Genomic DNA, 26,953 nt, shown 5'->3' with positions numbered 1-26,953 from the left:
CTGTTAGCTCGCAGCGCCGCTCTTGAGCGATTCGACCAGCTCGACGTACTGCGTCTTCGCGGCGTCCTGCGCGGTGCCCTGCAACGCCGCCCATGCCTCGTACTTGTATTTGCCGACGATGTCGGTGAAGCCCGGCTTGTCGCCGTGCACGTCGCCTTCGGTCGCCTGCTTGAAGAGTGCATACAGGCGCAGCAGCGTCAGGTTGCCCGGCCGCTCCGGCAGTTGTTGCACGTCTTGCTGGGCCTGCTCGAATTGGGCGTTCACATCGCTCATTGTTTTTTCCTCCACTGGGTAATCGGGATAGCGGGACAGCTCGGGCGATGGTAGCAGCGCCATTCGCAGCGTATTCGATATGGGGCTGGAACCATTGCTCCATTCTGGCGAGGCCGGGCGCGTGAACGCATGGGCCATGCCTGGCCGGCGACTGCATGAAGGCGGCGCATTACAATAGCGGTCATGACTGAAACCGTGCTGCTTGCCCTCGATACCTCGACCGAATACTGCTCGGTCGCCTTGCTTCGCGCCGCCGCGCCTGCCGGCGCCGCGTCCGACTCCGCCGCCGATTCCGCTGCCGACTCCGCCGCCGAGGCGCCGCCCGAGCCGCGCGTCTGGATGCGCCACGAAGCGACCGGCGCCGTCTCGAGCACGCGGCTCCTGCCCGCCATCGGCGAGTTGCTGGCCGAAGCGGGACTCACGCTCGCCGACTGCGATGCGATCGCGTTCGGCGCGGGCCCCGGCTCCTTCACCGGTCTGCGCACCGCCACGGGCGTCGCCCAGGGCCTCGCGTTCGGCCTCGACATTCCCGTGGTTCCCGTGAGCACGCTGCTCGTCTGCGCCGAGAGCGCGCGCATGCGCGATCCGTCGGCGACGCGCGTGCTCGCGGCGCTCGACGCGCGCATGGACGAAGCGTATTGGGCCAACTACGCCTGGGACGCGGCCGCCGGCGACTGGTGCACGCTGAGCCCGGCGTCGCTCGACGCGCCCGAGGCCATCGCCGCGCCCGACGCGCCGTTCACGCTCGCGGGCAACGCCGCGGCGGCATTCGGCGCGCGCCTGGTTGCCTCGACGACGGCGCGCACCATCGACGCCGAAGCCCTGCCGCACGCGCTGCCGCTCGCCCACGCCGCGCTGCGCGCATTGCGCGCGGGCCGTACCGTGCGCGCCGATGAGGCCGCGCCCGAATATGTGCGCAACAAGGTCGCGCAGACCACGGCCGAGCGCCTGGCCGCGAAGGCTGCGCAGGGCGCGGCACAGAACGGCACCCGCGAAGGCGAACGATGAGCGGCGTGCTGATGACGGACCGCTACCTCTCGCCGATGACCGAGAGCGACCTCGACGAGGTCGTGGTCATCGAAAAATCGGCATACGAATTCCCCTGGTCGCGCGGCAACTTCGAAGACTCGCTGCGCAACGGCTATTTTGGCCTGTGCATGCGCCATGTGACGGGGACCTTGATCGGCTATTGCGTGCTCATGCCGGTCGTCGACGAGATGCATCTGCTGAACCTGTGCGTCGCGCCGCAGGCGCAGGGCGCGGGCGCAGGCCTTGCGTTGCTGCGCGAAGGCGTGCGCATCGCGCAGGCGCAGCGGCTCGAAGGGCTGTTGCTGGAGGTGCGGCCGTCGAATCATCGGGCGATCCGGCTTTACGAGCAATTCGGCTTCGTCACCATCGGGCGACGCAAGAATTACTACCCGGCTCGCCATCACACCCGTGAAGACGCGATCGTGATGCGCTTCACTTTTGCACTGGAGGGCGCGGATGCCGCTCGATGAGATCGCGCTGGAGGAGCTCGGCCTCGCGCCGCGCTGGGTGCGCAAGGGCGCGGCGGCGGGGCAGGCGGGCGCACGGGATGACGAGCGCGCCGCCGATGCGCCGCCCGGATTGATGGCCGCGCCGGTTGCACGGTCATCGGTTGAGTCCGTGACGCAATCGGTGCCGACTGGCCGCGTTGGCGTGGACGACGCAGCCGCAGAGGATGTGCCGACGCAGCCGGTTGCGAAGCGTGCCGTGGCGCAGGCACCGGAACCAGAAGCCTTTGCAGAAGCGCCAGTGTCACCGGCACGCGCCGGCCGTGCAGCCGCGGAGCCGAGGCAAGCCGGGCCGGAGGAGCCTCCGCCGCTGACCGAAGACGATTTCGCGTGGTTCGATGCTGCGCCCGAGCCGTCGCTGTCGCACGATCCGGCGCCTGCGCGCGCCCCGCGCGACGACGTCGCGACGCTCGACTGGGATGCGCTCGCCGAGCGTGTGGCATCGTGCACGCGATGCCGCCTGTGCGAGAAGCGCACCAACACGGTGTTCGGCGTCGGCGACCGGAACGCCGAGTGGATGCTGATCGGCGAGGCGCCGGGCGAGAACGAGGACCGCCTCGGCGAGCCGTTCGTCGGCCAGGCGGGCAAGCTGCTCGACAACATGCTGCGTTCGTTGTCGCTCGCGCGCGGCGAGAACGTCTATATCGCGAACGTCATCAAATGCCGGCCGCCGGGCAACCGCAATCCGGAGCCGGACGAGGTTGCGCGCTGCGAGCCTTATCTGCAGCGCCAGGTGGCGCTCGTGAAGCCGAAGATCATCCTCGCGCTCGGGCGCTTTGCGGCGCAAAGCCTGCTCAGGACCGAGGGCAGCATTGCCTCGCTGCGCGGACGCGTGCACGAATACGAAGGCGTGCCCGTGATCGTCTCGTATCACCCGGCCTATTTGCTGCGCAGCCTGCACGACAAGTCGAAGGCCTGGGCCGACCTGTGCCTCGCCCGCGACACCTGGCATGCGGCCGGAGGCGGCAAGCCATGACCGCGCGGCGGCCCGCAGACGCCTTCGGCGGCCCGTCCGCCGCGCGCAGCGACGGGCCGCCTTTCGACGCGCTCTACGAGCGTTTCGGCGATCCCGCGGTGCGCGATCTCGCGTGGCTGCTCTTTAGCGCCGATTTGTTGCGCGCGCAACCTCATGCGCCGCTTGCCGCGCCGTGGGCCGGCGATGACGAGGCCCGCGCCGCCGCGGCCTGGCTCACCGAGCTCGACCACGATCCTGCGCGCTTGCATGCCGTGCTGGACGCGACGCGTCTTACGCGCCTCGGCCGTTACGCCGAAGCGCTGCTCGGCTGGTATCTCGCGCATGGACCGGCGCCCCGGCTCGTCGCGGCGAACGTCGCGCTGCGGCGCGCGGGCCTCACGCTCGGCGAGTGCGATTTCCTCGTGCAAACGAGCGATGCCCAGCGGCTCCATTGGGAGCTGGCGGTGAAGTGCTATTTGCATGCAGGCGTGGAAGCGGGCGTGGCGCCACGGCTCGCCGATTTCGTCGGCCCGAACCTGCGCGACCGCTTCGATCTGAAGCTCGCCCATCTGCTCGATCACCAGCTGCGCCTGAGCGCGCGCGAGGAATTCGCGTGGCTCGGTTATGAAGGACCGTGGCTCGCGCAGATGTTCGTGAAGGGCTGGCTGTTCTATCGCGCGGGCAAGGGCGCGGGATTAGCGCCGGACGATCCGCCGGAGCTTGCCGCGCGGCATGGGCGCGGCTGGTGGGTCACGCATGCCGACTGGGCCGATTTTGCCGGTCACGAGGGCGTGGATGGCTGGAGCTTGCTGCCTCGGCTTGCCTGGCTTGCGCCTCGGCGCATCGGGGCTGAGACGCCACGCACCGATAAATCTTTAGATCGTGCTGACTTTGCAACTAACAGCCAAGGTGCGGCCAGCAACACGTCTGCGCAGCAGCCGAGCGGAGAGGGAAGTCCGTCGGGACCGGAAGGGCCGTCGGGTCGCCAGGGAGGAGGACGCGGAACGCGAGCGGGGCGACGCGACGGAGAAGAAGCGACCCTCGCAGATCGTACAGCCATTGCTGCGCCCGTCGATGCGGCGACGCTATTCGCCAGCCTCGCGCGACCCCACGAGCCCGCGATGGTCGCCGCCTTTGTCGCCGATGGCGCAGGCGGCTACGTCGAGCGCTCGCGCGGCTTCATCGTCCCCGACGACTGGCCTTCGCGCGCACAAGCCTTCGCGCGCGAATGACGTCGTTACCCACGACGCCGCGCCGCAATCACCACCAGCGCCAGAAGTGATGCACCGGGCCGACGCCATGGCCCACGTCGAGCCGCTCGCTCGCTTCGAGCGCACCCGTGAGATACGTCTTCGCCTGCGCGACGGCATCGGCGAGCGTCGCCTGTTGCGGCCACAGCGCGGCAATCGCCGAGGAGAGCGTGCAACCCGTGCCGTGCGTGTTCGTCACCGGCACGCGCGGACCGCCCAGGCGCAGCGTGCCGCCCGCTTCGATCAGCCAGTCGGGGCTGTCGGCGCCACCGAGGTGTCCGCCCTTCATCAGCACCGCCTGCGCGCCGAGCGCGCGCAGCGCCTCGCCTTGCTCGACCATCGCGGCTTCGTCGGCGGCCGGCGCCACGCCGAGCAGCGCTGCGGCTTCGGGCAGATTCGGCGTGACGACGCCCGCGAGCGGCAGCAATTCCTCGCGCAACGCGGCCACGGCCTCGGGCGCGAGCAGCGCGTGATTGCTCTTCGAAATCATGACCGTGTCGAGCACGACGCGCGGCGGCTGGTAGCGGCGCAACGCGTCGGCGACGGCGCGCACGATCGAGGCGTTGGCGAGCATGCCGATCTTCACGGCGTCGATGCGGATGTCCTCGAACACGGCGTCGAGCTGCGCCGCGACGAAGCCCGCATCGGGCGCGTGGATGGCGGTGACGCCGCGGGTGTTCTGCGCCGTGAGGGCGGTGATGACGCTCGCGCCATAGGCGCCGAGCGCGGAGAAAGCCTTGAGGTCGGCCTGGATGCCTGCGCCGCCACCCGAATCGGAGCCGGCGATCGTGAGGACATTGGGAATCGGTGAGGTCATGGCAGCGTCGCAAATGCGCCGCGCTTCAGGGCCGGCCGGCCGCCGTTGCGCGAGGCGCTGGAAAGAGTCGATTACGGATTACGGTGGAGGCCCGCGGCGGCCGGCGCGTTCAGGTCTCGCGCGCCCGGATTCGCTGTGTGCGGCAGGGCGAGGCCCGCAGCCGCCATTCGCACCCGCAATCCGCGCTTCAATGACGATGATTTTCGCCGATCAGCGCGACCGAGTCGAACGAGCGCTGATTGGCCTGGTGGCGGCGCATCACGAGCCACATCATCAGGCAGACGAAGGTGCCGAACAGCACGATCACGATGGTCACTGGCACGTCGAGCCAGACGAGCACGGCGTAGAGGCAGAGCATCACGAGCACCGAGAGATTCTCGTTGAAGTTCTGCACGGCGATCGAGTGGCCGGCGGAGAGCAGCACGTGGCCGCGATGCTGGAGCAGCGCGTTCATCGGCACGACGAAGAAGCCCGAGAGCGCGCCGACCACCATCAGGAACAGATAGGCGAACACGAGGTAGCCGGGAATGTGCATGTGGCCGATACGCAGGCCCCAGTGCGGCGGAAACAGGTGGCGCGTGTAGAACGCCATGAGCATGACGGCGATGCCCATCATGATGCCCACCGGCAGCACCGAGAGCGACTTCTTGAGCGGGATGCGCGCGGCGGCGATCATCGCGCCGGCTGCGACGCCCACGGCCACCACGGCCTGCAGCACGGCGCCTTCCGAGAGCGACATGCCGAGCGACACTTCGGCCCATTTGAGAACGATGAACTGCAGCGTGGCGCCCGCGCCCCAGAACAGCGTGGTGACCGCGAGCGAAATCTGGCCGAGCTTGTCGTGCCAGAGCGTGTTGAAGCAGTCGGCGAAGTCGGTGATGAGGCGGATCGGCCCGTGCTGCTGGCGCGGATAGCGCGCGCCGGTGTCGGGGATGCGCAGATTGAAGAGCGCGGCGATCACGTAGATGACCATGATCACGAGCATCGCGGCTTCGGCGGGCGTGCTGATCGAGGCGGGCGTGTGGCGGAGCACGTGGGCGGCGATGTGCGGGCTGATGAGCGCGCCGCCGAGCACCGTGCCGAGGATGATCGAGCCGACCGTGGTGCCTTCGATCCAGCCATTGGCGGCGACGAGGCGTTCGGGCGGTAGCAGCTCGGTGAGAATGCCGTATTTGGCCGGCGAATAGGCCGCCGCGCCGAAGCCCACGACACCATAAGCGAAGAGCGGATGCGTGCCGGCCAGCATGATGGCGCAGCCCACGACCTTGATCGTGTTCGTAATGAACATGACCTGGCCTTTAGGGCGGGAATCAGCAAAGGCGCCGACGAATGCGGCAAGAACGACGTAGGAAAGGACGAAGAACAGCTTGAGCAGCGGCGTCATCCAGTTCGGGGCGTTGAGGTCTTTCAGCAGTGCAATTGCAGCGATCAGGAGCGCATTGTCGGCCAACGACGAAAAAAACTGCGCGGCCATGATGGTGTAAAAGCCTTTTTTCATCTGATGCGATGCTTTCCTCGCTGCGGTCCGTCCGCCCCGGACGGGTGGGAGGCATCCGGGCTTATTACGTTCGAAATGGGTTGTGCGCAGGGCTTTATATCACGAAAATAGCTGGATTCGGACTAGCACATTCCTTGACCGCCCATCCGGCGGACCTGCCGGGCGCTGAAAACACCCTGTAAGCTCCTGATTCGAAAGCGTCTTTGCGAAAAAATTCCCATGCCTCGCCCCCTCTCTGCCACGATTCATACCGCCGCTCTCGCCAATAACCTCGCCGTCGTCCGCAAATACGCGCCGCAGTCGAAAATCTGGGCCGTCGTCAAGGCCAATGCCTACGGGCATGGGCTCGCACGCGCGTTCCCCGGCTTGCGCGCCACGGACGGCTTCGGCCTGCTCGACCTCGAAGAGGCCGTGAAACTGCGCGAGCTCGGCTGGGCCGGGCCGATCCTGCTGCTCGAGGGCTTCTTCCGGCCGACCGATATCGACGTCATCGACCGCTACAGCCTCACCACCGTCGTCCATTGCGACGAGCAGTTGCGCATGCTCGAAATGGCGCGTCTTTCGAAGCCGGTCAACATCCAGCTCAAGATGAACAGCGGCATGAACCGGCTCGGCTACTCGCCCGAGAAATATCGTGCGGCGTGGGAGCGCACGCGCGCCTGCGCCGGCATCGGCCAGATCACGTTGATGACGCACTTTTCGGACGCCGACACGCCGCGCGGCATCGCCGACCAGATGGCCACGTTCGAGCGCGGCGCGCAGGGCATCGCGGGCACGCGCAGCCTCGCGAACTCGGCGGCCACGCTCTGGCATCCCGAATCGCATTTCGACTGGGTGCGCCCCGGCATCGTTCTTTATGGCGCCTCGCCCTCCGGCGTGGCGTCGGCGCTCGACGGCGTCGGGCTGCAGCCGGCCATGACGCTCGCCTCCGAGCTCATCGCCACGCAGACCATTGGCGAAGGCCAGGCCGTCGGCTACGGCTCGATCTTCACGGCGCGCCTGCCGATGCGCATCGGCGTGGTGGCTTGCGGCTACGCGGACGGCTATCCGCGCGTGGCGCCCGAGGGCACGCCCGTGATCGTCGACGGCGTGCGCACGCGCGTCGTGGGCCGCGTCTCCATGGACATGCTTACGGTCGATCTCACGCCGGTGCCCGGTGCGGGCGTGGGCGCGCGCGTCGAGCTGTGGGGCGCGAACCTGCCGATCGACGACGTCGCGCAGGCGTGCGGCACGATCGGCTACGAGCTGATGTGCGCGGTCGCGCCGCGCGTGCCGGTGCGGGCGGAATAACGCTCATGGCAAAAAGCACGGCGAAGGCGAAGACGCTCTATATCTGTAGCGAATGCGGCGGACAGGCGCCGAAGTGGCAAGGGCAGTGCCCTGCGTGCGGGGCGTGGAACACGCTGGTGGAAAGCGTCGCGGAGCCGGCGGGCAATCACCGCTTCCAGTCGCTCGCGAAGAGCGCGCCGGTGCGGCGCCTCGCCGATATCGAAGCGTCCGACGTGCCGCGCTTCACCACGGGCGTGGGCGAGTTCGACCGCGTGCTGGGCGGCGGGCTGGTCGCGGGCGGCGTGGTGCTGATCGGCGGCGACCCCGGCATCGGCAAGTCCACGCTGCTGTTGCAGTCGCTCGCGCAGATCGCGGCTGAGCGGCGCGCGCTCTATGTGAGCGGCGAAGAGTCCGCGGCGCAGATCGCGTTGCGCGCGCAACGGCTGGCGCTGCTCGATCCGGGTTCGAAGGCGAGCGAGCTGCAACTGCTCGCCGAAATCCAGCTCGAAAAGATCCAGGCGACCATCGAGACCGAACGGCCCGATGTCGCCGTGATCGACTCCATTCAGACGATCTATTCCGAGGCGCTCACGTCCGCGCCCGGGTCCGTCGCGCAGGTGCGCGAGTGCGCCGCGCAGCTCACGCGCATCGCCAAGCAGTCGGGCACGGCCATCATTATGGTCGGCCACGTGACGAAAGAGGGGAACCTCGCGGGTCCGCGCGTGCTGGAGCACATTGTCGATACGGTGCTGTACTTCGAGGGCGACACCCATTCGTCGTTCCGGCTTGTGCGCGCGTTCAAGAACCGCTTCGGCGCGGTCAACGAGCTGGGCGTGTTCGCGATGACCGAGCGCGGGTTGCGCGGCGTAGCGAATCCGTCGGCGCTGTTTCTTTCGCAGCACGAGCAGAGCGTGCCCGGCTCGTGCGTTCTGGTGACGCAGGAAGGCTCGCGGCCGCTGCTCGTGGAGGTCCAGGCGCTCGTCGATACGGCTCAGGTGCCCAATCCGCGCCGCCTCGCGGTCGGACTGGAGCAGAACCGCCTCGCGCTGCTGCTCGCGGTGCTCCATCGCCATGCGGGCATCGGCTGCTTCGATCAGGACGTTTTTCTCAATGCGGTGGGCGGCGTGAAGATCACCGAACCGGCCGCCGACCTCGCCGTGCTGCTCGCGATTCACTCATCGATGCGTAACAAGGCGTTGCCCAAGGGTCTGATCGTTTTTGGCGAAGTGGGGCTCGCGGGCGAGATCCGGCCCTCGCCGCGCGGCCAGGATCGTCTGAAGGAAGCAGCCAAGCTCGGCTTTACCTGTGCGCTGATTCCCCGCGCCAATGCGCCGAAGCAGCCGATCGAGGGATTGAACGTGCTTGCGGTGGAGCGGATCGAGGAAGCCATCGACCGCGTGCGCGAGCTGGAGTAAGCCGGCGCGGCGTCACGGTCTGTCGCGTAATGATTGGTAACAACCCTGGTACGCACTGTAACCTTTTCGTTTCGCGATTTCCCTATCCTTGCGCGGATGTTCAACCCCGCATCCAGCGGAAAGGATAGCGACTTGAAACAGACAGAATTGTCAATCGGCGTTGGTTCGATCGTCGTGCGCGGCTGCCGGGTCTCCGAGCCGCTCTTGCAGCCTTGGGGCAGCAGCTGCCGCATCGTCGAGTGGATCGACAGCGACGGCCGCATTTCACGTCAGGTGGTGGCCGGCAACGTCACGCCGGCGCAGGTGCGCAGCACCATCGCGCATCATGTGGAAGGCCGCAAGCACGTGCTCTACGACGACGAGCGCGCACCGCGCCAGACACTGCCGCGCCGCTAGGTCGGCACTTTCTCCTCAATCATTCGTCAATCGTGAAAATGGGCGCTTGATGCTCCGCCCCGGAGCCGTCAAGCGCCCATTTTCGTCTTCTGCATTTCACTCAACCTTCAACCCCAAGGGCCGTAATTGAACGGCTTCTTGCCGGGCGGCTGGCCGGCTTGCGTTTGACCGCTCGCCGGTGCAGCGGCGGGCGCAACCACGCCTTGACCGGTTGCGCGCCGTGCCGCGGCTTCGCGCTGGGCAGCGGCTTCGTTGAGCAGCGCCTGCAGGACTTCGGCGTTGAAAAGCGGGTGGTTGGCCGCCTCGCCGGGCGTGAGGACCGGCGAGACACAGCAGTCGATCACTTCGAGCCGGTCTATCCACGTCTGCAGCGTTTCCCCGGCGATGAGCGCGGCGAACTCGCGCGTGAGCGATGCCGCGTCCGAGCCGCCCGGCGCCTGGCCGAGGCTCCAGTGCCGCTGGGCCCAATCCTCGCGGCCGATGGCCGTGCACAGCGCCTGCCAGAACTTCAGTTCGAGCGCGCCCACGGCGAGCCAGCGCTCGTCCAGGGTGCGGTACAGGTTGTAGCAGGGCACGCCGCCGTTGAGCAGGCCGCCGCCGGGCTGGAGCGCCGCGGCGTCGTCGTTGGCGAGCGCGACCTGGGCCATCACGTTGTGCGCATGCACCTGGTGGGCCATGGAAACGTCGACGAAGCGGCCTTCCCCGCCACGCGCCACCTGCCAGAGCGCGGCGAGGATCTGCGTGACAGCAGCCTGCGCGCCGCCGAGCAGGTCGGCGATCTGGAAGTTCGGCAGCACGGGGTCGCCCTCGCGTGTGGCGATCTGGTCGAGCACACCCGCATAGGCGATGTAGTTCAGGTCGTGGCCCGCCCGGTCCGAGAACGGGCCGTTCGCGCCATAGCCGGTGATCGCGCAGTAGACGAGCTTGGGATTGTTCGCCCGCAGGGTTTCGTAGCCGAGGCCGAGCCGCTCCATCACGCCGGGGCGGAAGCTTTCCACGAGTACGTCGGCGTCGCGTGCGAGCGCGAGCAGCACGGCGCGGCCGCCTTCGGACTTGAGGTCGAGGCGCGTCTCTCGCTTGCCGCGGTTGACGAGCCGGTAGAACGCGCCGGGGCGGCCCGCGACCTCGTCTTCGGCGCTTTGCATCATGTTGCGCGCCGCGTCGCCGGCGCCGGGCGGCTCGATCTTCAGCACGTCGGCGCCCATTTCCGCGAGGCGCAGCGTAGCCACGGGGCCAGGCAGAAGGCGGGTCAGATCGAGAACGCGCAGGCCCTGCAATGCGGCGGGTATCGACACTCGTTTGGCTCCTGAGAATGACGCTGGCTACGACATTAACAACAAGACGCAGACACAAGCACGCGGTGGCAAGGACACGGATCCGGCGGCCGGCGCCTGCGTGAGCAACGCTATGCCAGCCCGCAAGGCATCAGCCGATCTGCTCGAGCTCCTCGTGCGCATCGAGCCATTCGGCTTCGAGCGTTTCGAGGCGCACCTGGACTTCGGCCTGGCGGCGGATGGCTTCGGTCAGCCGTGTCTTTTGCGCGGGCTCATAGCTGGCGGGGTCGGCGACGAAGACGTCCAGCGTGCCTTTTTCCGCGTTGAGCGCATCCATTTCCTTTTCGATCTTGCCGATCTTCGCCTGCAGCGGCTTTTTCAGGTGCGAGAGCCGCTGGCGCGTCTCGGCTTCCTGGCGGCGCTGCTCCTTGCGGTTCACGCCGGCGTCGCCTGCGTCTGCGCCATCGAGCGCATTTGCCGTACCGGGCGCGTTCTTGAGCGCGGCGCGCTGCTCGGCGGCGTGCTGGAGCAGCCAGTCGCGGTAGTCGTCCAGATCGCCGTCGAACGGCTGCAGGCGGTGCCTGGCCACCAGCATGAACTGGTCGGTCGTGGCGCGCAGCAGATGCCGGTCGTGCGAGACGAGGATCAGCGTGCCTTCGAACTGCGCGAGCGCCATGGTAAGCGCGTGACGCGTTTCGAGGTCGAGGTGGTTGGTCGGCTCGTCGAGCAGCAGGAGATTGGGCTTCTGCCAGATGATGAGCGCCAGCGCGAGGCGCGCCTTCTCGCCGCCCGAGAACGGGGCGATGGGCGCCGTGGCCATCTCGCCCGGAAAGTTGAATCCGCCCAGGAAATCGCGCAGCTCCTGCTCGCGCGTATTGGGCGCGAGGCGCGCGAGATGCTGGAGCGGCGTGTCGCCGGGGCGCAGCGTTTCGAGCTGATGCTGCGCGAAATAGCCGATCCGCAGGCCCTTGCCGGTGCGCAGTTCGCCTGAGAGCGGCGCGAGCGTGGCCGCGAGCGTCTTGATTAGCGTGGACTTACCCTGGCCGTTCGCGCCGAGCAGGCCGATGCGCTGGCCGTTCTGGATCGAGAGCGCGACGCCTTCGACGATGGGCGTCTCGCTGCCGTCATCGGCACGATAGCCGCAACGCACGCCGTCCATCACGAGCATGGGATTGGGCGCGGAGTCGGGCGTGCGGAACTCGAAGGTGAACGGCGAGCTCGCGTGCGCGGGCGCGATCAGCTCCATCTTTTCTAGCGCCTTGACGCGGCTTTGCGCCTGGCGCGCCTTGGTGGCCTTGGCCTTGAAGCGGTCGATGAAGCTCTGCAGATGCGCCACGGTTTTCTGCTGCTTTTCGTAGGCGCTTTGCTGGAGCGCGAGCTGTTGCGCGCGCAGGATCTCGAACTGCGAGTAGTTGCCGCCGTAGCGCTTGATCTGCTGGTTCTCCAGATGGAGCGTGACGTTGCAGACGGAATCGAGGAATTCGCGGTCGTGCGAGATCACGACGAGCGTGCCGGGATAGCGGTGGAGCCAGTCTTCGAGCCAGACGATCGCGTCGAGGTCGAGGTGGTTCGTGGGTTCGTCGAGCAGCAGCAGGTCGGAGCGGCACATCAGCGCCTGGGCCAGATTCAGGCGCATGCGCCAGCCGCCCGAGAAGCTCGATACGGGCTGCTGCGTCTGCTCCATGGTGAAGCCGAGGCCGAGCAGCAGCGCCTCGGCGCGCGCGGGCGCGGTGTAGCCGTCGGCGTCGGCGAAGGCGGCGTGCGCTTCGGCCTCGGCCGCGCCGTCGTGGGCCGCCGAGGCCGCCGCGATGCGCGTCTCGATGTCGCGCAGCGCGGCGTCGCCATCGAGCGTGTATTCGAGCGCGCTCTTCTCGACAGCCGGCGTTTCCTGGGCGACGTGGGCGATCTGCCACGAGGGCGGCATCGAAAAATCGCCGGCATCCGCATGCAGTTCGCCGCGCAGCACGGCAAAGAGCGTGGACTTGCCCGCACCGTTGGCGCCGATGAGGCCGACTTTTTCGCCCGGATTCAGGGTGAACGAGGTCTGGTCGAAAAGCGGCTTGGTGCCGCGGGCGAGGCTGAATTGATTGAAGCGGATCACGAGAGGGCCGGCGCGGACCAAGCCGCGGATAAAACGTAAAGCGCTATTTTAGACTGGGTGGCACCCGCGCCGGCATCGGCCGGATGGCTAACGCCGGGCGTTGGCCATCCGCCTGGTCATTTGGATCGTTCTGGCCATTCGGCCAGGGTGCGGCGGGCAGGTTTTCTCACGTAGACTGGCGTTTTCGTTGGGAGAGCCAGATGTCGACGGTTTATTCGTTTTCGGCCACGCCGCTCGGCGGTGGCGCGCCGGTGAGCTTCGAGCACTATGCGGGCAAGGTCATGCTGATCGTCAATACCGCGAGCGAGTGCGGATTCACGCCGCAGTACCAGGGTTTGCAGAAGCTTCACGAGCAGTACGCCGCGCGCGGCCTCGCGGTGCTTGGCTTTCCGTGCAATCAGTTCGGCAAGCAGGAACCGGGCGACGCGGCGCAGATCGGCGCCTTCTGCGAGAAGAACTTCGGCGTCACGTTTCCTGTGTTCGAGAAGATCGAGGTGAACGGCGAGAACGCGCACCCGCTCTACCAGTGGCTCAAGGGCGAGGCGCCGGGCCTGCTCGGCATTGGCCGGATCAAATGGAACTTCACGAAGTTCCTCGTGGACCGCAATGGCAAGGTCGTCAAGCGCTATGCGCCGGCCACGAAGCCCGATGCCATTGCGGCCGACATCGAGTCACTGCTATAGCCGGCGCAGCGCAGGCGCGCTAGAGAATAGGCGCGAAGAGTCGCGCGACATGCATCGCGATCTTGCGCCAGGCCGGGGCGCTGCGGTATTCGCTGCGGTCGATCTCGAAGGTGTCGTCGAAGTCGCGCAGCAGCATCGTTTCCACTTCGGACGCAAAGCCGCGGTGCACGGTCAGCACCATGATCTCGAAGTTCAGGCGGAACGAGCGGTTGTCGAGGTTCGCGCTGCCGATGGCGGCGGCGTTGTCGTCGATCAGCACGACCTTCTGGTGCAGGAAGCCCGGCTTGTAGCGGAAGATGCGGATGCCCGCGCGCACCGCGTCGAAGGCGTAGAGCGTCGAGGCCGCGAAGACCACGAGGTGATCGCGCCGGCTCGGGATCATGATGCGCACGTCCACGCCGCGCAGGGCCGCGAGACGCAGCGCCGAGAACACGGCTTCGTCGGGCACGAGGTAGGGTGTGGTGATCCAGATACGCTTTTTCGCGGCGTTGATCGCCTCGACGAAGAACAGCGAGCAGGTCTCCTGACGATCGGCGGGGCCGGTGGGCATCACGAGGCAGTACATGTCGTCGCCGTCGCGCGCCGCTAGCGCCGGCGGCTCGCAACCGGGCAGATCCTGGGTGACCCAGTACCAGTCTTCGGTGAACGTGAACTGGATGTTCGCCACCACGGGCCCGCGCACCTCGATGTGCGTGTCGCGCCACGGCGAGAGCGGCGGCTTCGCGCCCAGATATTCGACGCCCACGTTGTGGCCGCCCACGAAGGCACGCTCGCCGTCCACCACCACGATCTTGCGGTGGTTGCGGAAGTTGAGCTGGAAGCGGTTGACGAAGCGGCGCCTGGCCGAGAACGGATGCACTTCGATGCCGCCCGCCCGCAGGTCGTGCACGTAGCTCGCGGGCAGGTCGAAGCTGCCGATGCTGTCGTAGAGGAACAGCACGCGCACGCCGCGCGCGGCGCAGGCGAGCAGCAGGTCCTTGAGCATGTCGCCGAGCGCGTCGGCGCGCACGATGAAGAACTGCACGATCACGTAATGGCGCGCCTCTTCGATGGCGTCGAAGATCGCGGCAAACGTGGCTTCGCCATTGACGAGCGTGCGCACCGTGTTGCCGGGCACGAGCGGCATGCCGCCGAGGTGCGAGAACGTACGGATCACGCGCGTGCTCAATTCGTCGGCCGGCCAGTCGCCCGTATTGGCGAGTCCGTCGGCCGCGCCGCCGGGCCGGCTCCAGTCGGGCACGTGCGCGCGCGAGCGCAGGGTTTCGTTGCGCAGACGCCGCGCGTCCGCGTAGCCCTCGAACTTGCTGCGGCCGAGGAACAGATACGGGATCAGCGTGAGGTAGGGCATCGTCGCGAGCGAGACGGCCCAGGCGATCGCGCCTTGCGAGGTGCGTGTGTTGAGGATGGCGTGGCACGCCGCGATCAGCCCGATCACATGGATGAACGCGAGCAGGGTGCCGAGGGTTGACCAGTCGAATCGCATAAGGGCGTGGGACGCTCCTGAAGCCGTGCGGCGCTTCGCGCGGGCGCGGACCGTGCGAGCCGCTGAACGTCCATGCCGCGTGAGCCGGGAAACGTCCATCTTACCGAACCCTGTCGGGCGGTGGCATTTGCGCTTGCAGGCCCGCGTTGCGCGAATCGAAGGCGCGAGCGCAGCGCGCCGGCCTGGGGCCTGGATCGGCCCTCGGCTGGGTCTGAGTCGGCTCCCGGTTGGGTCTGGGTTGCGCCTGAACCGGGCTCAGACCGGCAGGTCTGCGGCCTGGATCAGGAACACCTGGTCGTCGCCCGCGCTCGTCGAGAGCCAGACGAGTTCGAGGCCGCCGAACACGGCTTCCACGTTCGCGCGCTCGTTGCCGATCTCGACCACGAGCACGCCGTCGTCGGTCAGCCAGTTGCGCGCTTCGCCGATGATGCGGCGCACGATGTCCATGCCATCCGCGCCGCCCGCGAGCGCCATCTCCGGCTCGTGGCGGTATTCGGGCGGCAGCGCCTGCATCGATTCGGCGTTCACGTACGGCGGATTCGTGATGATCACGTCGTAGCGGCGTTCGGCCAGGGGCGCGTACAGGTCGCCTTCGAACAGAGAGATGCGCTCGTCGAGGCCGTGCTCGTGCACATTGCGCGCTGCGACTTCGAGCGCGGGCGCCGAGAGATCGACGGCGTCGACGTCGGCATTCGGGAACGCGTGCGCCGCGAGGATCGCGAGGCTCGCCGAGCCCGTGCACAGCTCGAGCACGGCGGTGACTTGTTCGGGATCTTCCACGTAGGGCTGCAGACCGTCTTCAAGCAGCTCGCCGATGAACGAGCGCGGCACGATCACGCGCTCGTCGACGTAGAAGCGCAGGCCGTGCATCCACGCTTCCTGCGTGATGTAGGCGGCGGGCACGCGCTCGTTCGCGCGACGTTCGATCACGGCGAGCACCTGGTCGACTTCCTCGGGCGCGAGGCGCGCGTCGAGAAACGGATCGAGCAGATCGAGCGGCAGATGCAGCGTATGCAGGATCAGATACGCGGCTTCGTCGTAGGCGTTGGTCGAGCCGTGGCCGAACGCGAGCTGCGCGCCCGAAAAGCGCGAGACGCCGTAGCGCAGCAGGTCGCGTACGGTGGAAAAGGTCGTGGCTAGCGGATGGGTCATGTGTTTACTCCAGCAGTATTCCGGCGGGTGCGCTCACCGTTCAGGCGATCAGTTGTTCCAGCACGCGGCGGTAGACGTTCTTGAGCGGATCGATGAATTTCACTTCGATGTGCTCATCGATCTTGTGGATGCTGCCGTTGGGCGGCCCGAATTCCACCACCTGCGGGCACAGGCGTGCGATGAAGCGGCCATCGGACGTGCCGCCCGTGGTCGAAAGCTCGGTGCTCACGCCGGTCTCGTCGAGGATCGACTTTTCGAGCGCGTTAGAGAGCGCGCCGCGCGGCGTAAGGAAGGGCAGGCCGCTCACGCTCCAGTGCAGATCGTATTCGAGGCCGTGCTTGTCGAGGATCTCGTGCACGCGCTGTTGCAGGCCTTCCACGGTGCTGGCCGTCGAAAAGCGGAAGTTGAACATCACGTCGGCGTGGCCGGGAATCACGTTGGACGCACCGGTGCCGCTATGGATATTGGAAACCTGCCACGTGGTGGGCGGGAAATATTCGTTGCCGTCGTCCCATTTTTCGGCGACCAGATCGGCCAGCGCCGGCGCGAGCAGATGCACGGGATTCTTCGCGAGATGCGGATACGCGATGTGGCCCTGCACGCCCTTCACGACGAGCTTGCCCGACATCGAGCCGCGCCGGCCGTTCTTCACGCAGTCGCCGAGCGTGTGCGTGGAAGTGGGCTCGCCCACGATGCAGTAGTCCATCTTTTCGCCGCGCGCTTCAAGCGCCTCGACCACCTTGATGGTGCCGTCGGTGGCGGGGCCTTCCTCGTCGCTCGTGATGAGAAAGGCGATCGCGCCGCGATGCTGCGGATGCGCGGCCACGAACTCCTCGCTTGCCACGACGAAGGCCGCGAGCGAGGTCTTCATGTCGGCGGCGCCGCGGCCGTAGAGCTTGCCGTCGCGGTGCGCGGGCTCGAACGGCGGCGAGCTCCATTGCTCGAGCGGACCCGTGGGCACGACGTCGGTGTGGCCCGCGAACGCGAGCAGCGGGCCTGCGGCGCCGGCCGTGCCGCGCTTGACGGCCCAGAGGTTGGTCACGCCGTTGGATTCGATCGTTTCGCACGCGAAGCCGAGCGCGGCGAGGCGTTCGGTCATGATGCGCTGGCAGTGCTGGTCGTCGGGCGTCACGGACGCACGCGCGATCAGGGCTTCGGTAAGGGCGAGGGTGGCGGACATGAATGGACCACTTTCAATAAAAATGCCGGCGCCGCTGATCGAACAGGGGCCGGCAACAGCAAGAGATATCAGTGTGCGCCCGAATCGACGAGCGCGCGTTAAAGACACACAGCGGGCGCTCATGGCGTCGGGCGCGCGCGCCGCTCAACAAAGGGGCGGCGCATTCAGGCTCAGGCGAACAGCGTTTCCGCTCAAGCGAACAGCGTTTCCGCTCAAGCGAACAGCGTTTCGTACTGCTCGGCGGAAAAACCCAGCGTCTTCACACGGCCGTTCACGGCGAGCACCGGCCGCTTGATGATCGACGGCTTGTGGATCATCAGGGCGATCGCGCCGGCGGTCGTGTCGGCTTCGGCCTTGTGCACGTCGGACAGAGCGCGCCAGGTCGTGCCGCGCTTGTTGATGAGCTGATCGAGCGACACGTCCTTGAGCCAGTCCTGGACCAGCGCATTCGAGACGCCCGCTTTCTTGAAGTCATGGAATTCGAACTCGACACCATGCTCTTCGAGCCACACGCGGGCCTTTTTCACGGTGTCGCAGTTCGGAATGCCGTAGACGACGACGGTCTTTGCGGCCTTCGCCATCAGTCGCCTCGCAGCAGCTCGTTCAGGCCGACCTTGGCGCGCGTTTTCGCGTCCACCTTCTTGACGATCACGGCGCAGTAGAGGCTGTGCGTGCCGTCCTTCGAGGGCAGGTTGCCGGCCACGACGACCGAGCCTGCCGGAATGCGGCCATACGAGACTTCGCCGGTTTCGCGGTCGTAGATCTTGGTCGACTGGCCGAGGTACACGCCCATCGAAATGACCGAGTTCTCTTCGACGATCACGCCTTCGACGACTTCCGAGCGCGCGCCGATGAAGCAGTTGTCCTCGATGATGACGGGGTTCGCCTGCAGCGGCTCCAGCACGCCGCCGATGCCGACGCCGCCCGAGAGGTGCACGTTCTTGCCGATCTGCGCGCACGAGCCGACGGTCGCCCACGTGTCGACCATCGTGCCTTCGTCCACATAGGCGCCGATGTTGGTGTACGACGGCATCAGCACGACGTTCTTCGCGATGAACGAGCCGCGGCGCGCGATGGCCGGCGGCACGACGCGAAAGCCGCCCGCGGCGAAGTCTTCGGCCGTGTAGCTGGCGAACTTCGAGGGCACCTTGTCGTAGAACTGCGTGTAGTTGACACCCTCGCCGCCGGCGGCCATCGGCACGTTGTCTTCCAGGCGGAACGACAGCAGCACGGCCTTTTTCACCCACTGGTTGACGACCCAGTCGCCGTCCTTCTTCTCGGCGCAGCGCAGCGCGCCACGGTCGAGCTCGGCGATCACGTGGGCGACGGCTTCGCGCACGTCGTTCGGTGCCGACTTGGCCGAGAAGTCGGCACGGTTTTCCCAGGCGGTGTCGATGATCTGCTGAAGTTGTTGCGACATGGTGGTGGTTTCGTGTGAGTTCAGATGCGGTAGCTCGCGCACCCGGGAGCGGGCGCGCGTACGGAGGTGGCTTTACTGCTTGAGCGAGCGGCAGAAGTCGACGATGCGCTGCGCGCCCTCGATGCACTCCTCGACGTCGGCGACGAGCGCCATGCGGACGAAGTCTTTGCCGGGATTCGCGCCATGCGCTTCGCGCGCGAGATACGAGCCCGGCAGAACCGTCACATTATAGTCGGCGTAGAGGCGCTGGGCGAACGCGGTATCGGCCAGGCCGGTGCGCGCGACGTTGGCCCACAGATAGAACGCGGCGTCGGGCAGCTTGACGTCGAGCACTTCGGCGAGCATCGGCGTCACCGTCGAAAACTTCTGCACGTATTTCGCGCGGTTTTCGCGCACGTGTGCCTCGTCGCCCCAGGCCGCGATGCTGGCGGACTGCCAGACCGGCGAGAGCGCCGAACCGTGGTAGGTGCGATAGAGCAGGAACTGCTTGAGCAGCGCCGCGTCGCCGGCGACGAAGCCCGAGCGCATGCCGGGGGCGTTCGAGCGCTTCGAAAGGCTCGAGAGCATGATCAGGCGCTCGAAGCCGCGGCCGAGCCGGTGCGCCGCTTCCAGGCCGCCGAGCGGCGGCTTCGATTCGTCGAAGTAGATTTCCGAGTAGCACTCGTCGGAGGCGATCACGAAGCCGTAGCGGTCGGAGAGCGCGAACAGCTCGCGCCAGTCGTCGAGCGTGAGCACGGCGCCGGTCGGGTTGCCCGGCGAGCAGACGTAGAGCAGCTGCGTGCGCGCCCAGATGTCTTCAGGGACTTGCGAATAATCGCAGGCGAAGTTGCGGCTGGGGTCGCTGTTCACGAAGTACGGCTCGGCGCCCGCGAGCAGCGCGGCGCCTTCGTAGATCTGGTAGAACGGATTCGGACAGAGTACGATCGGCCGCTTTGCCGGGTCCGCCGTCTTCTTCGCGCCTGCCGTGGGGTCCACGACCGCCTGGGCGAGCGCGAAGAGCGCCTCGCGCGAGCCGCACACGGGCAGCACTTGCGTGGCCGCATTGATGGCGGGCAGGCCGTAGCGCTCGCTCACCCATTTCGCGATGGCTTCGCGAAGCAGAGGGCTGCCGGCCGTGGCCGGATAGGCCGAAAGGCCATCGAGCGACGCGACGATGGCTTCGCGGATCAGCGCAGGCGTCGGGTGTTTCGGCTCGCCGATCCCGAAGCTGATGTGGCGCAGGCCGGCATTCGGCGCGACGTCCTTGAAGAGCGCACGCAGCTTTTCGAAGGGATAGGGCTGGAGTGTGTCGAGTAGCGGATTCACTGGCTTGGCGGGCGAAAGCGAAAGACGGGTGGATGGCGCGCGGCGCGATGGCTTGGGCATCGGCCCGCGTCGGCGGCCCGGTTCCGGCGACGACGTGGCCAGGATAGGGCCGGTTTGCGCTGCGCCGGGCGGCGCGATCGGGCGTGGGTGGCGGGATCGCGGCGGCGCAGCGCCTGTCGTGCATCGGGTGCGTCGGGTGCGGCTGGAAAGCGTGAATTATAACTTGGCGATGCGCGGCCTGCGGGCGCCCCCGCGCGCGTTCGGGCGAGGCGTATGGCCGGGAGTGCGGGCGGTACGGACTCGCGGGACCTGCAGGGCACGGAGGGCGTGCCCCGGCGGCCCGGGTCGCTGGCGCATGTCATATCGCGCATATCGCCCATACGGTGGCAAGCAGGCCACAAGCAACACGATAAGCAGGACGATCAGGAACGGAAAAAAGGACAGATATGCAGTCTGGAAATCGACCGCTGCGCGCGCTCTGCGCATCGGCGCGGTGCAGGAGGACAGCGCGATGAGCACGGGCCTGAAATCCGGCTGGCCGACGCTCGCCATCATGATCGGCGCCTCGGTATGGGGTGTGATCTGGTATCCGTTGCGCACGCTGGCGGGGCTCGGCCTGACCGGCACGGCCGCCGGTGCCGCGACGAGCGCCGCGGGGTGCCTCTTCGTGCTGCTGCTGCGCCGCCGCTCGATCGCCACGGTGCGCTGGCACTGGGTCCTGCCGATGCTCGGGCTGGCGGCGGGCGTGACCAACATCGGCTTCGTCTGGGGCGCGATCCACGGCGAAGTGATGCGCGTGCTGCTGCTGTTCTACCTCACGCCCGCATGGACGGCGATCTTCGCGCATTTCATCCTCAACGAACGCCTCACCTGGTCCGGCGCCGCGCTCTCGGCTTTGTCGCTCGCGGGCGCGGTGCTCATGCTGTGGTCGCCGAAGCTGGGTGTGCCGCTGCCGGCCAGCGCGGCCGAGTGGGCGGGGCTCGCGGGCGGTATGGGTTTCGCGATGAGCAACGTGCTCGTGGTGAAGACGAGCCGCGTGCTGCCGCAGATGAAGCCGGAGATGCGCACGGCCGTGATTTTCGGCGGGGCGGCGATCTTCGGCGCGGTGGCGTCGCATTTCGAGCCGATGCCGGTGCTGCACGCCGGCGAGCCGCTCGCGCGCATTGTGCTGCTGGTGCTCGTGCTGGGCCTCTTGCTCAGCTCGAACAACATGCTCGTGCAGTACGGGCTCGCACGCGTGCCCGCGAACCGCGCGTCGATCATCATGCTGTTCGAGATCGTGGTGACGGCGCTCTCGTCGTGGCTGCTCGCGGGCGAGACGCCGGGGCCGCGCGAGTGGGCGGGCGGCGCATGCATCGTGCTTGCCTCGCTGCTTTCGAGTTGGGTGCACCGCGCGCAGGACACGAAAAAACGCACAATGCATGAAAAGCATGCGAGCGCCGACGCCAGCGCGATTGCCCACGCGCAAGCGTGCCCCATCGACGAGAGCGGCGATGGCGACGGCGGCGCCAATGAGACCGGCGGGCCCAGCACTTCGCCGCGCAGCGGGCGGAATGGCGCGCGCACGATGGTATGATTGCCGCTGATCCTCGCTGGCCGGGCGCGCACAAGCGGCTCTGCACGGCGAGCCGTGGCGGCTGCCCGAGATGTAGTGCCCGCAGTGCCTGAAGCGAAGCGCTTGAGGTGAAGTGCCTGACATGCCTGAAGTGCCCCAAGCGCTTGGCGCGGTGCGCCAGGTGGCGCACCGCGGTGCGACCGGCCATGAGGCCGGCGGCATGTGGCTTGCGGCGCGGGCGGTCCCGTTCACTCTTCCTATTCAAACAGCGATATCGCCGTGCGTCTGACCTCGATTAAACTCGCTGGCTTCAAATCATTCGTCGATCCCACGCATTTCCAGGTTCCGGGCCAACTCGTCGGGGTGGTCGGGCCTAATGGCTGTGGTAAATCGAACATCATCGACGCCGTGCGCTGGGTGCTCGGCGAATCGCGCGCGTCCGAACTGCGCGGCGAGTCGATGCAGGATGTCATCTTCAATGGCTCCACCGCGCGCAAGCCGGGCAGCCGCGCGAGCGTCGAACTCGTGTTCGACAATGCCGACGGGCGCGCCGCGGGCCAGTGGGGCCAGTATGCGGAGATCGCCGTCAAGCGCGTGCTCACGCGCGACGGCACCTCGAGCTACTACATCAACAATCTGCCGGCGCGCCGGCGCGACATCCAGGACATTTTCCTCGGCACCGGCCTTGGGCCGCGCGCGTACGCGATCATCGGGCAGGGCATGATCGCGCGCATCATCGAGGCGAAGCCCGAAGAGCTGCGCGTGTTCCTCGAAGAAGCCGCGGGCGTCTCGAAATACAAGGAACGCCGCCGCGAGACGGAAAACCGTCTGCACGACACGCGCGAGAATCTCACGCGCGTGGAGGACATCGTGCGCGAGCTCTCGACGAACCTGGAGAAGCTCGAAGGCCAGGCCGTGATCGCGACGAAGTTCCGCGAGCTTCAGGCCGAAGGCGAGGAAAAGCAGCGCCTGCTGTGGCTGCTGCGCAAGAACGAAGCGGGCAGCGAGCAGCAGCGTCAGCAACGCGCGATCGAGCAGGCGCAGATCGACCTCGAGCGGCACACCGCGCAACTGCGCGAAGTCGAGGCGCAGCTCGAAACGCTGCGCGTCGCGCACTATTCGGCGAGCGATGCGATGCAGGGCGCACAAGGCTCGCTCTATGAAGCGAACGCCGAAGTGAGCCGCCTCGAAGCGGAAATCAAGTTTATCGTCGAGTCGCGCAATCGCACGCAGGCGCAGATCGCGGCGCTCACCGCCCAGCGCGAGCAATGGCAGGTGCAGGCGCAGAAGGCCCAGGACGACATCGCGGACGCCGAAGAGCAGCTCGCGATGGGCGAAGAAAAGGCGGCCATCGCGGAAGAGCAGGCGGCGGCGAAGCAGGAAGCGCTGCCCGCGCTCGAAAACCGCTGGCGCGACGCGCAGGCGCAACTGAACGACGAGCGCGCGGGGATCGCGCGCACCGAACAGGCGATCAAGCTCGAAGCCGCGCATCAGCGCAACGCCGACCAGATGCTCCAGCAGCTTCAGCAGCGCCACGAGCGCCTGAAGACGGAGGAAGGCGGCCTCGACGCGCCCGACGAAGCGCAGCTCGAAGAGTTGCGCATGCAACTGGCCGAGCAGGAAGAGATCCTGCGCGAGGCGCAGGAGCGTCTTGCCGACGCGCAGGAAACCGTGCCGCGACTCGATGCGGAACGTCGCGCCGCGCACGACCGCGTGCAGGCGGAAGGCGCGCAGATTCATCAGCTCGAAGCGCGCCTCGCGGCGCTCAAGCAGCTCCAGGAAAACGTGCAGACCGAGGGCAAGATCCAGCCTTGGCTCGAGCGCCATGAACTGGGCGCGCTGCCGCGTCTGTGGAAGAAGCTTCATGTCGAGGCCGGCTGGGAAACCGCGCTCGAAGCGGTACTGCGCGAGCGCCTTGCCGCGCTCGAAGTGTCGAATCTCGACTGGGTGAAGGCCTTCGCAACCGACGCGCCGCCCGCCAAGCTCGCGTTCTACGCGCCGCCGCCGGCCGGACAGGCGCCGGCCGTGCCCGCGGGCCTCACGCCGCTCTGCTCGCTCGTGCGCATCGACGACGCGGGCCTGCGCGCGGTGCTTAACGAATGGCTCGGCACGACGTTCGTGGCCGCCGATCTCGCCGACGCGCTCGCCAAACGCGCGCAGTTGCCCGAAGGCGGCGCGTTCGTGGTCCAGGCCGGCCACATGGTGACGCGCGTCGGCGTGCAGCTCTACGCCGCCGATTCGGAGCAGGCCGGCATGCTGGCGCGCCAGCAGGAAATTGAGAATCTCACGCGCCAGGTGCGCGCCCAGGCGCTGCTCGCCGACGAGGCCCGCACGGCCGCGGTGCGCGCGGAGGCTGCGCATACCCAGGCGGCCCAGGCGCTCACCGATTTGCGCCAGCAGGCCGAGCGCGCGACGCAGCGCGTGCACGCGCTGCAGATGGACGTGCTCAAGCTGACCCAGGCGCACGAGCGCTATACGGCGCGCAGCACGCAGATTCGCGAGGAACTCGAAGAGATCCGCGCGCAGATCGAAGAGCAGCGCGCGTTGCGCGCGGAGTCGGAAGCGAACTTCGAGCGCCACGACGTCGAGCTCGCGGAATTGCAGGCCCGCTTCGAAGACAATCAACTGGCGTTCGAGACCCTCGACGAGGAACTGGGCGCCGCGCGCAACGAAGCGCGCGACCTCGAGCGCGCGGCGGGCGATGCGCGTTTCGCGGCGCGCAACATGGCCAACCGCATCGAAGAGCTCAAGCGCAACATCCAGATCGCGCACGACCAGAGCGAGCGCGTGGCCGCCTCGCTCGAAGACGCGCGCGCGGAACTGGAAACCATCAACGAGCAGACCGCGCACACGGGCCTGCAGGACGCGCTGGAGATCCGCACGGAGAAGGAAGAGGCGCTGCGCGCCGCGCGCGCCGAGCTCGACGATCTGAGCGCGAAGCTGCGCGCGGCCGACGAGACGCGCCTCACCGCCGAGCGCGCGCTGCAGCCGCTGCGCGACCGCATCACCGAATTGCAGTTGAAGGAACAGGCCGCGCGCCTGAACGGCGAGCAGTTCGTCGAGCAGCTTCAGGCCGCGGGCGTGGACGAAGCCGCGCTGCAGGAGAAGCTCACGCCCGACCTCAAGCCGGCCTACCTGCAGGGCGAAGTCACGCGCATCAACAACGCGATCGCGGCGCTCGGCCCGGTCAACATGGCCGCGCTCGACGAACTGGCCGCCGCGAAGGAGCGCAAGACCTTCCTCGACGCGCAGTCCGCCGACCTCACGAGCGCGATCGAAACGCTCGAAGACGCGATCCGCAAGATCGACCAGGAAACGCGCACGCTGCTGCAAGGCACCTTCGACGAAGTGAACCGGCATTTCGGCGACCTGTTCCCGCGCCTCTTTGGCGGCGGCCAGGCAAAGCTCATCATGACCGGCGACGAAATCCTCGACGCCGGCGTGCAGGTGATGGCGCAGCCGCCCGGCAAGAAGAACTCGACGATTCACCTGCTCTCGGGCGGTGAGAAGGCGCTCAGCGCCACGGCGCTCGTGTTCGCGATGTTCCAGTTGAATCCGGCGCCGTTCTGTCTGCTCGACGAAGTGGACGCGCCGCTCGACGACGCCAACACGGAACGCTTCGCCAATCTGGTGCGCGCGATGTCGGACAAGACGCAGTTCCTGTTCATCTCGCACAACAAGATTGCGATGGAGATGGCGCAGCAGTTGATTGGCGTGACGATGCAGGAGCAGGGCGTTTCGCGCATCGTTGCGGTCGACATGGAAACGGCCGCCGGTTTCGCACAGAATACGGCCTGATGGTCTCAACGCGGGTCTCAAGGCAGGTTTGAACGGCGGGTCTGAAACACGGCGCGCGGCACGCGACCGGCAACGCCTGCGTTTTACGCAAGGGCGGCTGTCGCGAATGTCGCTGGCGCCACGCACGCGGTGCGCGCGTCCTCGAAGGACGATGCACGCCGCCGGAAAAGAATTGCAGATGGAGCATGCATGGATCAGTTGACTCTCGGGTTGATCGGCGCGGGTGCCGTGGTCGTCGGGGGCGTGGTGGTGTACAACGCATGGCAGAGCGCCAGGGTGCGCCGGCGCATGCCGCGCCCGATGCCCGAGGAAGCGGCCGAGTCGCCGCTGCGCGACGACCTGCAGGAAACGAGCCCGTTTATCGAGCCGGCGCGCGCGCCGGCCAAACGCGAACCGTCGCTCGCGGGCGGCAGCGCCGTCGAGGAGCGCGTGGAGCCGGGTTTTGGCGCGGTGGCGCCTGCCGACACACCGGTCGACATCCAGGCGGAGCGAACCTCGCCGAATGGCTTTGCGGACGCCGAGCCCGACGAGGTCGAAGGCAGCGAATCGCCCGCGTCCTCCACGGAGCACGATGAGGCGGACGCCGCGCAGCCCGAACCAGCGGCAAGCGCTGCAAAAGAAGCGAAGCGGGACGAAAAGCGCGAACCCAAGCGCAACGACGACGAACGCGTCGAACCGGTGCTACCTGCCGCCACGACGATATCGTCCGCGCCGCCGGCCATCGTGGATCGCCGCATCGACTGCATCGTGCCGATCCGGCTTGGCGCGACGCTGCCTGGCGAGCGCGTGATTCCGCTCGCGCAGCGCCTGCGCCGCGCGGGCAGCAAGCCGGTGCATATCGAAGGTAAGCCCGAAGGCGGCGACGGCTGGGAACTGCTGCAGAACGGTGTGCGCTACGAAGAATTGCGGGTGGCCGCGCAATTGGCGAACCGCAATGGCCCGCTCAACGAGCTGGAGTTCTCCGAGTTCGTCGCGGGGGTGCAGCAGTTCGCCGATGCGCTCGATGGCCTGCCCGAATTCCCCGACATGACGGAAACCGTTGCGATGGCGCGCGAGCTCGACGGCTTCGCGGCGCAATGCGACGCCCAGCTCTCGATCAACGTGCTCTCGGACGGCGCACCGTGGTCGGCGAACTACGTGCAGGCGGTGGCGGCCCAGGACGGCTTGCTGCTCTCGCGCGACGGCACGCGCTTCGTGAAGCTCGACGCGAAGCAGAGCCCGGTGTTCATGCTGCAGTTCGGCGACACCAACTTTCTGCGCGACGATCTCACCTACAAGGGCGGCCAGATGATCACGCTGGTCCTCGACGTGCCCGTGGCCGACGAAGACATCCTGCCGTTCCGCCTGATGTGCGATTACGCGCGCTCGCTCGCGGAGCGCATCGGCGGGCGTGTCGTGGACGACCAGCGCCGGCCGCTGCCCGAATCCGTGCTGCAGTCCATCGACAAGCAACTCATGACGCTTTACGCGAAGCTCGAGCAGGCCGGCATTCCGGCAGGCTCGCCCGCGACGCGGCGGCTCTTCAGCCAGTAAGCCCGAAGACTCCGTTCCGGCAAGAGGCGCGGCGCCACCATGGCGCCGCGCCTTTTTTGTG

Annotated in this window: 22 protein-coding genes; 11 read left to right on the top strand and 11 right to left on the bottom strand. The window is 67.4% G+C overall.

Translation table 11 applies throughout. From position 1 onward, the window contains the following. Nucleotides 1-3 precede the first annotated feature (3 nt). Nucleotides 4-273: an acyl-CoA-binding protein gene (locus tag U5775_RS11045; RefSeq protein ID WP_322058181.1), complete on the bottom strand. Its 270-nt coding sequence runs from the start codon at nt 271-273 to the stop codon at nt 4-6. Nucleotides 274-456: 183 nt separating this feature from the next. Here U5775_RS11045 and tsaB point away from each other — a divergent pair, with 183 nt between their 5' ends. Genes tsaB through U5775_RS11025 form a run of 4 tightly spaced genes read left to right on the top strand, consistent with a single transcriptional unit; the run spans nt 457 to nt 3,995 of the window. Continuing rightward, the gene (tsaB, locus tag U5775_RS11040; RefSeq protein ID WP_322058180.1) at nt 457-1,281 is read left to right on the top strand and encodes a tRNA (adenosine(37)-N6)-threonylcarbamoyltransferase complex dimerization subunit type 1 TsaB; all 825 of its coding nucleotides are present in this window, start codon (nt 457-459) and stop codon (nt 1,279-1,281) included. After that, nucleotides 1,278-1,772, top strand: coding sequence for a ribosomal protein S18-alanine N-acetyltransferase (rimI, locus tag U5775_RS11035; protein ID WP_322058179.1), 495 nt, complete (start codon nt 1,278-1,280; stop codon nt 1,770-1,772). The genes tsaB and rimI overlap by 4 nt, the downstream gene beginning before the upstream one ends. Then, nucleotides 1,759-2,784: a uracil-DNA glycosylase gene (locus U5775_RS11030; protein ID WP_322058178.1), complete on the top strand. Its 1,026-nt coding sequence runs from the start codon at nt 1,759-1,761 to the stop codon at nt 2,782-2,784. Before rimI ends, U5775_RS11030 begins: the two co-directional genes overlap by 14 nt. Further along, the gene (locus U5775_RS11025) at nt 2,781-3,995 is read left to right on the top strand and encodes a DUF1853 family protein (RefSeq protein ID WP_322058177.1); all 1,215 of its coding nucleotides are present in this window, start codon (nt 2,781-2,783) and stop codon (nt 3,993-3,995) included. Before U5775_RS11030 ends, U5775_RS11025 begins: the two co-directional genes overlap by 4 nt. Nucleotides 3,996-4,023: 28 nt before the next feature. Here U5775_RS11025 and thiD read toward each other — a convergent pair whose 3' ends face one another. Together thiD and lplT are read right to left on the bottom strand one after the other, a co-directional pair. After that, nucleotides 4,024-4,830, bottom strand: coding sequence for a bifunctional hydroxymethylpyrimidine kinase/phosphomethylpyrimidine kinase (thiD, locus tag U5775_RS11020; RefSeq protein ID WP_322058176.1), 807 nt, complete (start codon nt 4,828-4,830; stop codon nt 4,024-4,026). A 187-nt stretch (nt 4,831-5,017) separates the two neighbouring features. After that, on the bottom strand, nt 5,018-6,328 hold the full coding sequence (lplT, locus tag U5775_RS11015; RefSeq protein WP_322058175.1) for a lysophospholipid transporter LplT: 1,311 nt from the start codon (nt 6,326-6,328) through the stop codon (nt 5,018-5,020). A 219-nt stretch (nt 6,329-6,547) separates the two neighbouring features. Here lplT and alr point away from each other — a divergent pair, with 219 nt between their 5' ends. The 3 genes from alr to U5775_RS11000 all read left to right on the top strand — a co-directional run bounded on the left by alr (nt 6,548) and on the right by U5775_RS11000 (nt 9,408). After that, nucleotides 6,548-7,618 (top strand): alanine racemase, encoded by a 1,071-nt coding sequence (alr, locus tag U5775_RS11010; protein WP_322058174.1) that lies wholly within the window; start codon nt 6,548-6,550, stop codon nt 7,616-7,618. Nucleotides 7,619-7,623: 5 nt separating this feature from the next. Further along, entirely contained in the window at nt 7,624-9,012 is a 1,389-nt protein-coding gene (gene radA, locus U5775_RS11005) for a DNA repair protein RadA (protein WP_322058173.1), read from the top strand. A 132-nt stretch (nt 9,013-9,144) separates the two neighbouring features. Beyond that, on the top strand, nt 9,145-9,408 hold the full coding sequence (locus U5775_RS11000) for a DUF2866 domain-containing protein (RefSeq protein ID WP_322058172.1): 264 nt from the start codon (nt 9,145-9,147) through the stop codon (nt 9,406-9,408). Nucleotides 9,409-9,515: 107 nt separating this feature from the next. On the opposite strand, the gene U5775_RS10995 is transcribed toward U5775_RS11000, so the two are convergent. Next, nucleotides 9,516-10,685 carry a CaiB/BaiF CoA-transferase family protein gene (locus U5775_RS10995; protein WP_322058348.1) on the bottom strand — a complete coding sequence of 390 codons (1,170 nt, stop codon included), beginning with the start codon at nt 10,683-10,685 and terminating at the stop codon, nt 9,516-9,518. Nucleotides 10,686-10,833: 148 nt separating this feature from the next. Continuing rightward, nucleotides 10,834-12,783: an ATP-binding cassette domain-containing protein gene (locus tag U5775_RS10990; RefSeq protein ID WP_322058171.1), complete on the bottom strand. Its 1,950-nt coding sequence runs from the start codon at nt 12,781-12,783 to the stop codon at nt 10,834-10,836. Nucleotides 12,784-12,983: 200 nt separating this feature from the next. On the opposite strand from U5775_RS10990, the gene U5775_RS10985 reads away from it, so the two are divergent. Then, a complete protein-coding gene (locus U5775_RS10985; RefSeq protein WP_322058170.1) occupies nt 12,984-13,466 on the top strand; it encodes a glutathione peroxidase in 483 nt (160 codons plus the stop codon). Nucleotides 13,467-13,485: 19 nt separating this feature from the next. Here U5775_RS10985 and cls read toward each other — a convergent pair whose 3' ends face one another. The 6 genes from cls to dapC all read right to left on the bottom strand — a co-directional run bounded on the left by cls (nt 13,486) and on the right by dapC (nt 20,066). After that, complete coding sequence (gene cls, locus U5775_RS10980) at nt 13,486-14,949, bottom strand: cardiolipin synthase (protein WP_322058169.1); 1,464 nt, start codon at nt 14,947-14,949, stop codon at nt 13,486-13,488. A 255-nt stretch (nt 14,950-15,204) separates the two neighbouring features. Beyond that, the gene (prmB, locus tag U5775_RS10975) at nt 15,205-16,101 is read right to left on the bottom strand and encodes a 50S ribosomal protein L3 N(5)-glutamine methyltransferase (RefSeq protein WP_322058168.1); all 897 of its coding nucleotides are present in this window, start codon (nt 16,099-16,101) and stop codon (nt 15,205-15,207) included. A 40-nt stretch (nt 16,102-16,141) separates the two neighbouring features. Next, entirely contained in the window at nt 16,142-17,281 is a 1,140-nt protein-coding gene (gene dapE / locus U5775_RS10970; RefSeq protein ID WP_322058167.1) for a succinyl-diaminopimelate desuccinylase, read from the bottom strand. 212 nt (nt 17,282-17,493) lie between these two features. Then, a complete protein-coding gene (locus U5775_RS10965; protein ID WP_322058166.1) occupies nt 17,494-17,862 on the bottom strand; it encodes an ArsC family reductase in 369 nt (122 codons plus the stop codon). Next, the gene (gene dapD, locus U5775_RS10960) at nt 17,862-18,701 is read right to left on the bottom strand and encodes a 2,3,4,5-tetrahydropyridine-2,6-dicarboxylate N-succinyltransferase (RefSeq protein WP_322058165.1); all 840 of its coding nucleotides are present in this window, start codon (nt 18,699-18,701) and stop codon (nt 17,862-17,864) included. The genes U5775_RS10965 and dapD overlap by 1 nt, the downstream gene beginning before the upstream one ends. 72 nt (nt 18,702-18,773) lie before the next feature. Next, complete coding sequence (dapC, locus tag U5775_RS10955) at nt 18,774-20,066, bottom strand: succinyldiaminopimelate transaminase (protein ID WP_322058164.1); 1,293 nt, start codon at nt 20,064-20,066, stop codon at nt 18,774-18,776. Nucleotides 20,067-20,517: 451 nt separating this feature from the next. On the opposite strand from dapC, the gene U5775_RS10950 reads away from it, so the two are divergent. The 3 genes from U5775_RS10950 to U5775_RS10940 all read left to right on the top strand — a co-directional run bounded on the left by U5775_RS10950 (nt 20,518) and on the right by U5775_RS10940 (nt 26,892). Next, the gene (locus U5775_RS10950; RefSeq protein ID WP_322058163.1) at nt 20,518-21,582 is read left to right on the top strand and encodes a DMT family transporter; all 1,065 of its coding nucleotides are present in this window, start codon (nt 20,518-20,520) and stop codon (nt 21,580-21,582) included. 258 nt (nt 21,583-21,840) lie between these two features. Further along, entirely contained in the window at nt 21,841-25,359 is a 3,519-nt protein-coding gene (smc, locus tag U5775_RS10945; RefSeq protein ID WP_322058162.1) for a chromosome segregation protein SMC, read from the top strand. Between the two features lie 189 nt (nt 25,360-25,548). Continuing rightward, nucleotides 25,549-26,892, top strand: coding sequence for a cell division protein ZipA C-terminal FtsZ-binding domain-containing protein (locus U5775_RS10940; protein ID WP_322058161.1), 1,344 nt, complete (start codon nt 25,549-25,551; stop codon nt 26,890-26,892). Nucleotides 26,893-26,953: the final 61 nt, after the last annotated feature.

The organism is Paraburkholderia sp. J63 (genome assembly GCF_905220245.1).
GTDB lineage: Bacteria > Pseudomonadota > Gammaproteobacteria > Burkholderiales > Burkholderiaceae > Paraburkholderia.
Note: the sequence above shows the minus strand (reverse complement) of the source record. Positions and strands in the feature narration are given on the sequence as shown.

Excerpts from the sequence above, each read along its gene's own strand:
- U5775_RS11045 (WP_322058181.1), bottom strand. The coding sequence starts at position 273 with ATGAGCGATGTGAACGCCCAATTCGAGCAGGCCCAGCAAGACGTGCAA.
- tsaB (WP_322058180.1), top strand. The coding sequence starts at position 457 with ATGACTGAAACCGTGCTGCTTGCCCTCGATACCTCGACCGAATACTGC.
- rimI (WP_322058179.1), top strand. The coding sequence starts at position 1,278 with ATGAGCGGCGTGCTGATGACGGACCGCTACCTCTCGCCGATGACCGAG.
- U5775_RS11030 (WP_322058178.1), top strand. The coding sequence starts at position 1,759 with ATGCCGCTCGATGAGATCGCGCTGGAGGAGCTCGGCCTCGCGCCGCGC.
- U5775_RS11025 (WP_322058177.1), top strand. The coding sequence starts at position 2,781 with ATGACCGCGCGGCGGCCCGCAGACGCCTTCGGCGGCCCGTCCGCCGCG.
- thiD (WP_322058176.1), bottom strand. The coding sequence starts at position 4,830 with ATGACCTCACCGATTCCCAATGTCCTCACGATCGCCGGCTCCGATTCG.
- lplT (WP_322058175.1), bottom strand. The coding sequence starts at position 6,328 with ATGAAAAAAGGCTTTTACACCATCATGGCCGCGCAGTTTTTTTCGTCG.
- alr (WP_322058174.1), top strand. The coding sequence starts at position 6,548 with ATGCCTCGCCCCCTCTCTGCCACGATTCATACCGCCGCTCTCGCCAAT.
- radA (WP_322058173.1), top strand. The coding sequence starts at position 7,624 with ATGGCAAAAAGCACGGCGAAGGCGAAGACGCTCTATATCTGTAGCGAA.
- U5775_RS10985 (WP_322058170.1), top strand. The coding sequence starts at position 12,984 with ATGTCGACGGTTTATTCGTTTTCGGCCACGCCGCTCGGCGGTGGCGCG.
- cls (WP_322058169.1), bottom strand. The coding sequence starts at position 14,949 with ATGCGATTCGACTGGTCAACCCTCGGCACCCTGCTCGCGTTCATCCAT.
- prmB (WP_322058168.1), bottom strand. The coding sequence starts at position 16,101 with ATGACCCATCCGCTAGCCACGACCTTTTCCACCGTACGCGACCTGCTG.
- dapE (WP_322058167.1), bottom strand. The coding sequence starts at position 17,281 with ATGTCCGCCACCCTCGCCCTTACCGAAGCCCTGATCGCGCGTGCGTCC.
- U5775_RS10965 (WP_322058166.1), bottom strand. The coding sequence starts at position 17,862 with ATGGCGAAGGCCGCAAAGACCGTCGTCGTCTACGGCATTCCGAACTGC.
- dapD (WP_322058165.1), bottom strand. The coding sequence starts at position 18,701 with ATGTCGCAACAACTTCAGCAGATCATCGACACCGCCTGGGAAAACCGT.
- dapC (WP_322058164.1), bottom strand. The coding sequence starts at position 20,066 with ATGCCCAAGCCATCGCGCCGCGCGCCATCCACCCGTCTTTCGCTTTCG.
- U5775_RS10950 (WP_322058163.1), top strand. The coding sequence starts at position 20,518 with ATGAGCACGGGCCTGAAATCCGGCTGGCCGACGCTCGCCATCATGATC.
- U5775_RS10940 (WP_322058161.1), top strand. The coding sequence starts at position 25,549 with ATGGATCAGTTGACTCTCGGGTTGATCGGCGCGGGTGCCGTGGTCGTC.